The organism is Streptomyces sp. NPDC058045, from assembly GCF_042885635.1.
Taxonomy (GTDB): Bacteria; Actinomycetota; Actinomycetes; order Streptomycetales; family Streptomycetaceae; genus Streptomyces.
On sequence record NZ_JBHVRR010000062.1, the window covers coordinates 1 to 11,573 of the forward strand.

The following is an 11,573-nucleotide window of genomic DNA, read 5'->3' on the forward strand; positions in this document are numbered from 1 at the left end:
ACACCATCAGACCAAGTGGCTCCCAAACTCACCGGAGATCCACCGGTACCCGAACTCACCGGATCACCGGCACCGAAACAGCCCGGTAAAAACAGAGGGGTAGCAACGCGAAGATCGCACCGTCCAGGCCAGGCAGCTTGCCCGTCCTCATCGCCCCTGCGAGGGGTAGCAACTCGCTGCGGGACATCACGCAGCACTCCCTTCGGAACCAGTCCTCATCGCCCCTGCGAGGGGTAGCAACATGGCGATCTGCTTCCCGTCAGGCAGGACCTGGAGTGTCCTCATCGCCCCTGCGAGGGGTAGCAACATTCCCCAGCCGGACGGCCGGGGCTCGACCTTCTCCAGTCCTCATCGCCCCTGCGAGGGGTAGCAACACTCGGGGTTCGGCGTGTACGCCGACTACCGGCGAGTCCTCATCGCCCCTGCGACGGGTAGCAACACATGACCTCCGGGGAGTGCCCACTGGCCCTCGCAGTCCGTCATCGCCCCTGCAGGGGGGCGCAACAGGGTGACCCGGGGGCGCGGGTGCAGGCCCTGGACCCTACTCATCGCCCCTGCAGGGGTCACAACGTGAGACAGTCCGATCCATCGTGGCAAGCGCCGTGTGTCCTCATCGCCCCTGTGGAGGGTCGCAACGCCTCGCATCCGCGGCTAATCTCGGCCTGTGCGGCGGGTCCTTATGGCCCTTGTGGGGGGAGCGCGACGGCCCGGTTGCCCAGGGGTGGCTTCCCCACCTGCTCAGTCCTCATCGCCCCGTGAGGGGTAGCAACAGGCCGAACTCCACGTTCGTCGTAAAGCCTCGCAGAGACCTCATCGCCCCTGCGAGGGGGACAGCACCTCAACACGCGACCGTGTCGAGAGTCGGATCGGGTGCGAGCCCACCAGTCGAGACCGGTCACCGAGAGTGCTCGCCGTCGGGCTACTCCAGCGGCACGAAAACTCCCCGGCCGCATCCTCCCACAGGGGATTTCCAGGGAGTTTGAGTGCGAATCCAGGGAGTTTTCAGGGAGTTTCAGCGCGGGACGGCCCGGGACGCGGAAGGTCTTCGATTCCGCACAACAGTGCAGGTCATAGCACTAGTCCACAAAATCTCCGCAGGTCGGCAGATCTTCCGCCCCCAGAAGACCGTCAACCGCATGAGTTCAGTATCCCGCCCTCGGAGGGCAGCGGGCCGCCGCGGCCCACGGCCGCCGGATTCCGACCTAACGTCTGGCGCATGGCCGAATCCGGATCGAATCCCCGTCCGCCGTCGCCGCGTTCCCCGCAGGACGCGGCTGCGGCTCAGTCCTCGCGGTTGCCCCATCCGTCCCGTGGCGGTCGGGCCGCGCTCTCGTTGCATCCACCCACGGCCGGGGCCCCGCAGGCCTCCGCGCTGCGCCGGGCCCAGCACTTCGTCCGGGGCAGCGGCCGAGTGCTGGAGCAGCGGCGGTTCGCGTTCCACTTCCTCGGGGGGACGGCGGCGGACGCGGACGCCGTGGAGACGGCGCTGATGGCGTACCGCAATGAGGACGAGGGGTTCGGGCACGGTCTGGAGCCGGGGCTGCGCGGGGCGGAGACCCGGCCGCAGCATGTGCTCCACGCACTGCGGGTGCTGGACGGTATCCACCGATGCGGGGGCCGGCGGGTGGAGCGGGTGGGCCGCTGCCTGACGACGCTGGCCACCGCGGACGGGGCGCTGCCCGCGCCGGTGGGGCGCCCGCCGATGGTGCGGCCGCGCGGCGATCTGCTGACCACCGGCCCGGTGGTGGGGCTGCTGCACCGCAACGAGGTGTGGCACGCCTGGCTGTTCCGGGCCACGGACTTCTGCTGGGCAGCGGTGGACGCCCTGTATGCGCCGGGGCCGCGCGAGGTGGAGGCCGCGGTCGCGTTCCTGGACGGGGTGCCGGACCGGGCGCGGGCGCAGGCGGCGGCGGACCGGCTGGGGCGGCGGGTGCGGGAGCAGCGGCTGGCGGTGCTGGATCCGGAGCGGTTGGAGATGTGGCCGGTGCCGCGCGGGGTGGAGCCGGGCGAGGTGCGGCTGCCGTACCAGTACGCGGGCTGGCCCGGTTCGGTGGCTCGGGCGTGGTTCACGGACGAGGAGATGGGGCGGGCGCTGGACTTCCTGGCGGGGAGTCAGCAGCAGGACGGCGGCTGGCCGCTGACGGTGCGGCCGTCTACGGGCGGGCGGCGCCCGGCCGGACCCCAGCCCGGTGACGGGGCGGCGGCGGTGGAGCGCTGGGAGCGGCGCCCGCTGCTCACGGTCGAGGCGCTGCGGACCCTGGCGGCGTACGGGCGGCCGGTGGACTGAGAGGACAGGGGAATCGAGGTGTTCAGCCCGTGACGGCTCGTACCGCCGCGGTGACGGCCACGGCGGCGGCGACCACGATCAGGAACGGGGCGCGGAGCAGGAGGGCGAGGGCTGCGGCGGCGAGGCCGGCGGCCCGCGCGTCCAGCACCGGCAGTCGGCCGTCGGCGAAGGTCTGCTGCGCGGTGAGCGCGGCGAGCAGCGCCACCGGGACGAGTGCGGCGAGCCGTTTCACCAGCGGCTTCTCCAGGACACCGGCCGGGACGAGGAGCCCGGCGAGCTTCACCGCGTAGCAGCCGACCGCGGTGGCGGCGACGGCGATCCAGAGGGTCACCGGCACTCCTTCGGGTCGTCGGGGCGGGCACCCCGGGCGCGGCCGCGGGCCCACAGCACGGCCGGAGCGGCGAGCGCGGCGACCAGGACGGGGACCCCGGCGGGCAGGACGGGCAGCAGTCCGAGGCCGAGCAGGACGGCGAGACCGGCGGTGGCGCGCTCGGTGGCGGTCCGCAGCATCGGGGCGAGGAGGGCGAGGAAGACAGCGGGCCCGGCCGCGTCCAGGCCCCAGGCGTCGGTGTCGCCGATCGCCTCCGCGCCCAGGGCGCCGAGCAGAGTGGTGAGGTTCCACAGCACATAGAGGGTGAGCCCGGTGACGCCGAAGCCGATCCGGGCGGCGCGCCTGCCGGGCTGGGCGAGGGTGACCGCGGTGGTCTCGTCGATCACCCAGTGCGCGGCGAGCGGGCGCAACGCGCGTGGCAGCGCGAGGAGTTGGGACAGCCGCAGCCCGTAGAAGGCGTTGCGGACACCGAGGAAGAAGGCACCGGCCGCGGCGGTGAGCGGGTTGCCGCCCGCGGCCACCGCCCCGACCAGGGCGAACTGCGAGGCGCCGGTGAAGACCAGCAGGCTCAGGGCACAGGTCTGGGCGACGGTGAGGCCGCTCCCGGCGGAGGTCACGCCGAAGGCGAAGCCGGAGAGTCCGACGGCGACCCCCACGCCGAGTGCGTCCCGGACCACGGCGCGGTCGGGCTTCCCGCTCACAACGTTCCCGCCGCTGCCGGGCTCCTGGTCATGTTCCTGCCCACGGGCCTCATCCGGGCCCCTGCTGTCCGCCGGCTCGTCCGACCGCCGGATTCCGGTTCGCTCTGCCACACCCCGCACCCTACGGACACCACCGGACCCCGGTCTTGTACGTTCTTGCGCCCACCGCCCCGGCTGACCTGCGCCGGCCCGCGGAAGCGCCGACTACCCGGGGTGCGGCGTTCGCGCTGGTAGGCGCCGGGAGGTGCGCCGACGATGCGGGTGAAGTGGCGGTTGAGGCGGGGCTGGTCGGTGAAGCCGACGAGGGTGGCCGTGTCGGTGTCGAGCAGGCGGCGGGCGCGGCGCACCCGGGCGTCGGTGAGGCAGGTGTGCGGCGGCATCCCGTAGCTGTCGCGGAAGGCACGGAGCAGTGCGAAGGGGCAGGTGCCGAGGTCGGTGGCGAGCCGTTCCAGGGACGGCGGCTCGCTCATCGTCTCCTCCAGCACGGTGCGGGCGCGCGCCGCCAGCCGTGCGCCCGTGGTGCGCACCGGATGTAGCGAGCGCGCAGCAGGTCCGCGCCGGGCAGTTCCTCGTACCGCCGGTGCCGGGCTCGTTCGGCGGGTGCGGGTCGGGGCACGGGGCCATTCCGCGCCGCCGCCCGCCGATCCGGGGTCCGGGTGTTCGTGCTGGTGGGAGGGGGTGTGCGGGCGAGCGGGAGGGCGTTGTCAGTGGTGGGGTGCAGGATGGGGGTCATGGCAGGAAGCGGCCGACGGAACGGCGGCGAGGAAAGGTGCTCGGGGAGGTGACCAGGAAGATGCCGGAGCAGCCGGATCAGGCGGCGGGGCAGGCGGGCGGGGCGGGGGCAGCGGACGCGCTGGCCGGTTTCTCGGCGGCCACCAGGGCCTGGTTCACGGGCGCCTTCTCCGCGCCGACGGCCGCGCAGGCCGGTGCCTGGCGCGCCATCGATGCGGGTTCGGACGTGCTGGTGGTGGCGCCCACCGGTTCCGGCAAGACGCTGGCCGCCTTCCTCGCCGCGCTGGACGAGCTGGCCTCCACCCCACTGCCCGCCGACCCGAAGCAGCGCTGCCGGGTGCTGTACGTGTCACCGCTGAAGGCGCTCGCGGTGGACGTGGAGCGCAATCTCCGCAGCCCGCTCACCGGTATCCGGCAGGAGGCGGTCCGGCTCGGGCTGGACGAGCCGGAGGTCCGGGTGGGCATCCGCTCCGGTGACACCCCGGCCGGGGAGCGCCGTGCGCTGGCCACCCGCCCGCCCGACATCCTGATCACCACACCCGAGTCGCTGTTCCTGATGCTGACCAGCGCCACCAGGGAGGCGCTGGCCGGGGTGCAGACGGTGATCATGGACGAGGTGCACGCGGTGGCGGGCACCAAGCGCGGCGCCCATCTGGCGCTGAGTCTGGAGCGGCTGGACGAGCTGCTGCCGCGGCCGGCCCGCCGGATCGGCCTCTCGGCCACGGTCCGCCCGGTGGACGAGATCGCCCGCTATCTGTCGCCGCGGCGGCAGGTGGAGGTCGTACAGCCCGCGGCGGGCAAGGAGTTCGACCTGTCGGTGGTGGTGCCGGTGGAGGACATGGGCGAGTTGGGCGGCTCGCCCGCAGCGGATCCGGGGCAGCCCGGGGAGCGGCCGTCGATCTGGCCGCATGTCGAGGAGCGCATCACCGACCTGGTGCAGGCGCACCGCTCGACCATCGTCTTCGCCAACTCCCGCCGCCTCGCCGAGCGCCTGTGCAACCGGCTGAACGAGATCGCCTACGAGCGGGCCACCGGTGAGGCACTGCCCGATGCTCATGCGCCGGCCGAGCTGATGGGCGGTTCCGGTGGGGCGCAGGGGGCGCCGCCGGTGCTGGCGCGGGCCCACCACGGCTCGGTGTCCAAGGAGCAGCGCGCCCAGGTCGAGGAGGATCTGAAGGCGGGCAGGCTGCCCGCGGTGGTGGCCACGTCCAGCCTGGAGCTGGGGATCGACATGGGCGCGGTCGATCTGGTGGTGCAGGTGGAGTCGCCGCCGTCGGTGGCGTCCGGGCTCCAGCGGGTGGGCCGGGCCGGGCACCAGGTGGGGGCCGTGTCGCGGGGGGTGGTGTTCCCCAAGTACCGGGGCGATCTGGTGCAGTCCGCGGTGGTCACGGAGCGGATGCGGTCGGGGGCGATCGAGGCGCTGCGGGTGCCGACGAATCCGCTGGATGTGCTGGCCCAGCAGTTGGTGGCGATGGTCGCGCTGGACGAGTGGCGGGTGGACGAGATGCTGTCGGTGGTGCGGCGGGCGGCGCCGTTCGCCTCGCTGCCCGAGTCGGCGTTCGCCGCGGTGCTGGACATGCTGGCGGGCCGCTATCCCTCGGACGCCTTCGCCGAGCTGCGGCCGCGGGTGGTGTGGGACCGGGTGGCGGGCACGGTCACCGGCCGGCCGGGGGCGCAGCGGCTGGCGGTGACCTCCGGCGGCACCATCCCGGACCGCGGCCTGTTCGGTGTGTTCCTCGCCGGCGCAGATCCGAAGAAGGGCGGCGGCCGGGTCGGCGAGCTGGACGAGGAGATGGTGTACGAGTCGCGGGTGGGCGATGTGTTCACCCTGGGCACCAGCTCCTGGCGGATCGAGGACATCACCCGGGACCGGGTGCTGGTGTCTCCGGCCCCGGGAGTGCCGGGCCGGCTGCCGTTCTGGAAGGGCGACCAGCTGGGCCGCCCGCTGGAGTTGGGCCGTGCGGTGGGCGCGTTCCTGCGCGAGGTCGGGGCGCTGGACGAGGAGGCGGCCCGCGCCCGGCTGTACGCGGCGGGCCTGGACACCTGGGCGGCGGGCAATGTGCTGGCCTATCTCGCGGAGCAGCGGGAGGCCTGCGGCCATGTCCCGGACGACCGTACGGTGCTGGTGGAGCGCTTCCGGGACGAGCTGGGCGACTGGCGGGTGGTGATCCACTCGCCGTTCGGCGCCCAGGTGCACGCCCCGTGGGCGCTGGCGCTGGGCGCCCGGCTCACCGAGCGGTACGGCATGGACGCCCAGGTGATGCACGCCGACGACGGCATCGTGCTCCGCCTGCCCGACGCCGATCTGATGGGCCTGGATCTGCTCGACCAGGACCCGTCCCGTGCGGGCACCGAGTACGACGGGGAGCAGGCCCCCGTCGGCGCCGCCGACGTCGTCCTCGACCAGGGCGAGGTGGATCGCGTCGTCACCGACCAGGTGGGCGGCAGCGCCCTGTTCGCGTCCCGGTTCCGGGAGTGCGCGGCGCGGGCGCTGCTGCTGCCGCGGCGCAGCCCCGGCCGCCGCACCCCGCTCTGGCAGCAGCGCCAGCGCGCGGCCCAACTGCTGGAGGTGGCAAGCGAGTTCGGCTCCTTCCCGATCGTGCTCGAAGCGGTACGCGAGTGCCTCCAGGACGTGTTCGACGTACCGGGTCTGATCGAGCTGATGGGCGATATCGAGTCCCGCCGGGTGCGCCTGGTGGAGGTCACCACCCCCGAGCCCTCTCCCTTCGCCCGCTCCCTCCTCTTCGGCTATGTGGCGCAGTTCCTGTACGAGGGGGACTCACCGCTGGCGGAGCGGCGGGCCGCCGCCCTGTCGCTGGACTCGCGGCTGCTGTCGGAGCTGCTGGGCCAGGCCGAGTTGCGCGAGCTGCTCGACCCGGAGGTCCTGACGGAGCTGGAGCGCGAGCTGCAATGGCTCACCGAGGACCGGCGGGTGAAGGACGCGGAGGGCGTGGCGGATCTGCTGCGGCTGCTCGGCCCGCTCACCGAGGCCGAGTTGGCCGAGCGGGGCGCCGAGCCCGCCTGGGCCGGAGAGCTTGCGGCCACCCGCCGCGCCATCCGGATACGGATCGCGGGCACCGAGCACTGGGCCGCGGTGGAGGACGCGGGCCGGCTGCGGGACGCCCTGGGCACCGCTCTGCCGGTGGGCGTTCCGGAGGCGTTCACCGAGCCGGTGAGGGACCCCCTCGGCGATCTCCTGGCCCGATATGCCCGTACGCACGGCCCGTTCACCTCGGCCTGGGCTGCGGCGCACTTCGGTCTGGGGCGGGCTGTCACGGAGGGGGCGCTGCTCCGGCTCGCGGCTTCCGGGAAGCTGGTGCAGGGCGAGTTCCGTCCACCGGGGACCGATCCCGGGGCGGATGCGCTGCGGGCGGCGTCCGCGGATCCGGGCGGCGGCCAGGAGTGGTGCGATGCGACGGTGCTGCGGCGGCTGCGGCGGCGGTCGCTGGCGGCACTGCGCCAGGAGTTGGAGCCGGTCCCCCCGGCGGCGCTCGCCCAGTTCCTGCCGCGCTGGCAGCATCTGGGCGGCGGGGGCGGACTGCGCGGGGTGGACGGTCTGGTGCGCGCAGTGGAGCAGTTGCAGGGCGCTTCGGTGCCCGCCTCGGCGCTGGAGAAGCTGGTCCTGCCGTCCCGCGTCACGGGCTATGTGCCCACACTGCTCGACGAGTTGACGGCCGCGGGTGAGGTGGTGTGGGCGGGCGCGGGTGCCCTGCCCGGCAAGGACGGCTGGGTGAGCCTCTACCTCGCCGACGCCGCGCCCCTGCTCCTCCCGCCGCCGATGCCCCTGGAGCTGACCGCGCTCCACCAGTCGGTGCTGGACACCCTGTCCGGCGGATACGGGCTGTTCTTCCGGCAGATCGCGGACCAGATCAGAGCCACCACACACCCGGACGCCGGCGATCCGGAGCTGGCCGACGCCGTCTGGGACCTGGCCTGGTCGGGCCGCCTCACCAACGACACCCTCGCCCCGATGCGGGCCCTGCTCGGTTCGGGCCGTACCGCGGGCGCCACCGCGCACCGGGCCCGGCGTGCGGTCCCCCGCGGCCGGTACGGCGGTATGGGCGGCGCCCGCCCGGTCTCCCGCAGCGGGCCGCCGACGGTCGCCGGACGCTGGTCGCTGCTGCCGGAGCGGGAGCCCGATCCGACGGTGCGGGCCCACGCCCTGGCCCGCGCCCTGCTGGACCGGCACGGTGTGGTGACCCGGGGCGCGGTCGCGGCGGAGGGCGTGGAGGGCGGCTTCGCCGCGGCGTACCGGGTGCTGTCGGTGTTCGAGGAGAGCGGTCAGGCCCGCCGGGGCTATGTGGTGGAGGGGCTGGGCGCGGCGCAGTTCGCCATGGACGGGGCGGTGGACCGGCTCCGTGCCGCGGCCACCGCCCGGGAGCGCGCCGGTGAGGATCTGACGCGGGCCGGGGCGGATCCCTGGACGGCGGCGCCCCGTCCGCAGCGGGGCCGGGACGGCGGGGCGCCGCGGGCGGTGGTGCTGGCGGCGGCCGATCCGGCCAACGCGTACGGCGCGGCGCTGCCCTGGCCGGAGCCGCCGCCCGGCGAGCGGCACAAGCCGGGCCGCAAGGCGGGCTCCCTGGTGGTCCTGGTCGACGGTGAGCTGACGCTGTACATGGAACGCGGCGGAAAGACGGTACTCGCCTGGCCGGGGCAGCCCGCCGGCCGGGCGCAGGACATACCGGGCGCCACGGCGGCGGAGACGGCCGGAGCGGAGGCCGCGGACGACGCCCGGTTGGCGCTGGCCGTGGAGTCCCTGGGTGCGGCGGCCGCGGCCGGTGCCCTGGGCACGGTCACAGTGGAGCGGATCAACGGCTCCCCCGCTCTCACCTCGCCCTTGGGCCCGCTGCTGGAGACCGCCGGTTTCCATGCCACCCCGAGGGGGCTGCGCATCCGGCCCTGACCGGCGGCGGAGTGGGTGCCGTGCCCCGCGGGCCGTGACAGGCTGGGGACATGCCCGAAGGTGACACCGTGTGGTGGACAGCACGGCGGCTGGACCGCGCCCTCGCGGACCGGCTGCTCGTCCGCAGCGACCTGCGGGTGCCCAAGCTGGCCACCAAGGACCTCACCGGGCGCCGCCTGCTGAACGTCACCCCCCGCGGCAAGCATCTGCTGGCCCGCGTCGAGGGCGGCCTCACTCTGCACTCCCATCTGCAGATGGACGGTGTGTGGAAGGTGTATCCAGTGGGCGCGGCTTGGCGGGGCGGCCCGGGGCACCAGATCCGGGCGATCCTCGGCACCGACGAGTCCACCGCCGTCGGGTACCGGCTGCCCGTACTCGATCTGCTGCGCACCGAGAACGAGGACCGGGTCGTGGGCCATCTCGGCCCCGATCTGCTCGGCCCGGACTGGAACGCCGAGTCGGCGCTGCGGCGGCTACTGTCCGATCCGGGACGGGAGTTGGGCGAGGCGCTGCTGGACCAGCGCAATCTCGCCGGGATCGGCAATGTCTACAAGTCGGAGCTGTGCTTCCTGGCGCACACCACCCCGTGGACCCCGGTGGGCGAGGTCCCGCAGCAGGCCCTGGAGCGCCTGGTGGCACTGGCCCACCGCCTGCTGCGGGCCAACCGGGAGAACCCGACCCGCTCCACCACCGGCCGCGGCGACCAGCGCCTCTTCGTCTACGGGCGGGCGCCGCGCCCCTGCCTGCGCTGCGGCACCCCGGTCCAGCACTCGGAGCAGGGCGACGGCTCCCGCCAGCGGTCCACCTACTGGTGCCCGGTCTGCCAGCACGGCCCCGCGCCGCAGCCTCCTGTACCGGGCGAGGAGCACCCCGTGGGACGGCCGCCGCGGCACTGAACGCCCAGGGCACAGCATGGTGTTGAGACCCGGCGGCATCCCGGAGCGGCCGCCCCCCAGAGGCGCGGCCGCGAGCGCAAGGCGCCCATCCGGACCGGTCGCCGTGGAAGCAGCCCGCGCTCAGATCGGCCGATGTGGGTCGGGGGCGGGTGGTCGGGGGCGGCGGCGTGCCCGCTGGGTGCGTAGCCAGGCCTGGATCCGGGGGCGCCACTGGTCGGATCCGACGGCGCCCGCAGCCTGCGACTTCGGTACGCAGTGCACCGGCAGCAGGCTCAGCCCCCAGCCGCCCGCCGCCACCGCGCCCTCCACGACTCCGGCCCGCGGGCTGAACGCGAGCCGCAGCACGGCCCACCACCAGAGCGCCCCCAGCGCCAGCCCGACCAGGACACGGACCATCCGCACCGCACCGCCGTGCGCCTCCCCCATGCCCCGCCTCCCCCTCCTCTGCCTCCGCCTCCGCCACCGCCCGCCCCTCGCACCGTGCGGGTGGGGCGCCGTTCGCCGTGTCACGCCCGTCACCTCCCACCGCCCGCCAGGTGACCTGTGCCGACGGTAGGCGCCGGGCCGGGGCGGCGGCAGGGCGCACCGTTGCGCGGTTCGGCCCGGGGCGCGTCGGCCTGCGCCCCGGGCCGCTCGGATCCGCTCAGCCGTGCTCCGCCTGGAACATCCAGTGGTGCTTCTCCAGGTCCGCGGTCAGCCCGATGAAGATGTCCTGGGTCACGGGGTCCGGCTTGTCCGTGGCCTGGATGCGTTCCCGCATCCGCGTGATCACGGCGGACAGCGCGTGCACCAGCACCTCCACCGCCTCCGCGTCCTTGATCCAACCGTCGGTGACCTGGTCGATCCCGCTCTGCGCGGCCACCGTGGACGCACGCGCGTCCGGCGGGACGCCCAGTGCGGAGGTGCGTTCCGCGACGGTGTCGGAGTACTGGCGGGCGGTGGCGACCACATCGTCCAACTGCAGGTGGACGGTGCGGAAGCGGGGACCGATGACGTTCCAGTGCACCTGCTTCGCCACCAGCGACAGGTCGACCAGGTCCACCAGGGCACCCTGGAGTGCCTCCGCGACGATCTTCTGGTCGGCATCGGGCAGCGGACTCTTCACGACGTACATCAGATTCCTCCGGTCTCGTCCTGCCTAGTCCTGCCGCCGGCCGGTGCCCGCCCGGCGACACCGGCCACGATGCCAACCCTGAACCAGAGCCGCAAACCGGCATATAACCCCGCTCGGCTCTCGGCCCACAGCGAAGCCCCGGTCGAAACGGCGGCCCCGGGAGGATCTCCCGGGCCCGCCCCGACCGGGGCTCGCAGGTGCTCTGTGGGGTGCCGTCAGGCGGCCACCACGTCCACCGCCTCGGCGGGGGCCTTGATGGTGACACGTTCCGGTGGCACACCGGTCACGGAGACGGGGTTGAGCATCGGACGGACCGGCGCGGGTACCGGGTCGGCGGCTGCCGACTCGGCGAGCTCGGCTAGGGAGAGCTCGTCACTCACCTCACGCATGAGCTCGGACATCCGTACGTCAAGCGCGACGCAGATCGCGGAGAGCAGCTCGGAGGAAGCCTCCTTCTGCCCCCGCTCCACCTCGGAGAGATAACCGAGCGAGACCCGGGCGGACGAGGAGACTTCGCGCAGAGTACGGCCCTGGCGCTGGCGCTGCCGACGCAGCACGTCACCCAGCAGGCGACGGAGCAGAATCATCGGTGGCTCCCTCCTCGGACCG

The 11,573-nt window shown here is 74.0% G+C and carries 8 protein-coding genes and 1 pseudogene; 3 read left to right on the top strand and 6 right to left on the bottom strand.

What is annotated here, in order from left to right; genetic code table 11:
* Positions 1–1,216: 1,216 nt before the first annotated feature.
* The gene (locus ACFVST_RS25965) at positions 1,217–2,287 is read left to right on the top strand and encodes a hypothetical protein (protein ID WP_390156005.1); all 1,071 of its coding nucleotides are present in this window, start codon (positions 1,217–1,219) and stop codon (positions 2,285–2,287) included.
* Positions 2,288–2,309: 22 nt separating this feature from the next.
* On the opposite strand, the gene ACFVST_RS25970 is transcribed toward ACFVST_RS25965, so the two are convergent.
* The 3 genes and pseudogenes from ACFVST_RS25970 to ACFVST_RS25980 form a co-directional block, all read right to left on the bottom strand.
* A complete protein-coding gene (locus ACFVST_RS25970) occupies positions 2,310–2,618 on the bottom strand; it encodes an AzlD domain-containing protein (RefSeq protein ID WP_390156006.1) in 309 nt (102 codons plus the stop codon).
* Complete coding sequence (locus ACFVST_RS25975; RefSeq protein WP_390156007.1) at positions 2,615–3,319, bottom strand: AzlC family ABC transporter permease; 705 nt, start codon at positions 3,317–3,319, stop codon at positions 2,615–2,617. Before ACFVST_RS25975 ends, ACFVST_RS25970 begins: the two co-directional genes overlap by 4 nt.
* Positions 3,316–3,846, bottom strand: a pseudogene (locus ACFVST_RS25980) (helix-turn-helix domain-containing protein); the annotation flags it as partial. The gene ACFVST_RS25975 and the pseudogene ACFVST_RS25980, both read right to left, overlap by 4 nt.
* A 266-nt stretch (positions 3,847–4,112) precedes the next feature.
* Here ACFVST_RS25980 and ACFVST_RS25985 point away from each other — a divergent pair.
* Together ACFVST_RS25985 and ACFVST_RS25990 are read left to right on the top strand one after the other, a co-directional pair.
* Positions 4,113–8,954: an ATP-dependent helicase gene (locus tag ACFVST_RS25985; RefSeq protein WP_390156019.1), complete on the top strand. Its 4,842-nt coding sequence runs from the start codon at positions 4,113–4,115 to the stop codon at positions 8,952–8,954.
* 50 nt (positions 8,955–9,004) lie between these two features.
* On the top strand, positions 9,005–9,850 hold the full coding sequence (locus tag ACFVST_RS25990) for an Fpg/Nei family DNA glycosylase (protein WP_390156008.1): 846 nt from the start codon (positions 9,005–9,007) through the stop codon (positions 9,848–9,850).
* Positions 9,851–9,970: 120 nt separating this feature from the next.
* Here the strand turns inward: ACFVST_RS25990 and ACFVST_RS25995 are convergent, their stop codons facing one another.
* The 3 genes from ACFVST_RS25995 to ACFVST_RS26005 all read right to left on the bottom strand — a co-directional run bounded on the left by ACFVST_RS25995 (position 9,971) and on the right by ACFVST_RS26005 (position 11,551).
* Positions 9,971–10,276: a hypothetical protein gene (locus ACFVST_RS25995; RefSeq protein WP_390156009.1), complete on the bottom strand. Its 306-nt coding sequence runs from the start codon at positions 10,274–10,276 to the stop codon at positions 9,971–9,973.
* A gap of 217 nt (positions 10,277–10,493) precedes the next feature.
* Positions 10,494–10,964 carry a Dps family protein gene (locus ACFVST_RS26000; protein WP_390156010.1) on the bottom strand — a complete coding sequence of 157 codons (471 nt, stop codon included), beginning with the start codon at positions 10,962–10,964 and terminating at the stop codon, positions 10,494–10,496.
* 215 nt (positions 10,965–11,179) lie between these two features.
* On the bottom strand, positions 11,180–11,551 hold the full coding sequence (locus ACFVST_RS26005) for a helix-turn-helix domain-containing protein (RefSeq protein WP_390156011.1): 372 nt from the start codon (positions 11,549–11,551) through the stop codon (positions 11,180–11,182).
* Positions 11,552–11,573 lie beyond the last annotated feature (22 nt).

What these genes read in the sequence shown, in the direction of transcription:
- ACFVST_RS25965 (WP_390156005.1), top strand. Translation starts at nt 1,217, where the DNA reads ATGGCCGAATCCGGATCGAATCCCCGTCCGCCGTCGCCGCGTTCCCCG.
- ACFVST_RS25995 (WP_390156009.1), bottom strand. Translation starts at nt 10,276, where the DNA reads ATGGGGGAGGCGCACGGCGGTGCGGTGCGGATGGTCCGTGTCCTGGTC.
- ACFVST_RS25990 (WP_390156008.1), top strand. Translation starts at nt 9,005, where the DNA reads ATGCCCGAAGGTGACACCGTGTGGTGGACAGCACGGCGGCTGGACCGC.
- ACFVST_RS26005 (WP_390156011.1), bottom strand. Translation starts at nt 11,551, where the DNA reads ATGATTCTGCTCCGTCGCCTGCTGGGTGACGTGCTGCGTCGGCAGCGC.
- ACFVST_RS26000 (WP_390156010.1), bottom strand. Translation starts at nt 10,964, where the DNA reads ATGTACGTCGTGAAGAGTCCGCTGCCCGATGCCGACCAGAAGATCGTC.
- ACFVST_RS25985 (WP_390156019.1), top strand. Translation starts at nt 4,113, where the DNA reads ATGCCGGAGCAGCCGGATCAGGCGGCGGGGCAGGCGGGCGGGGCGGGG.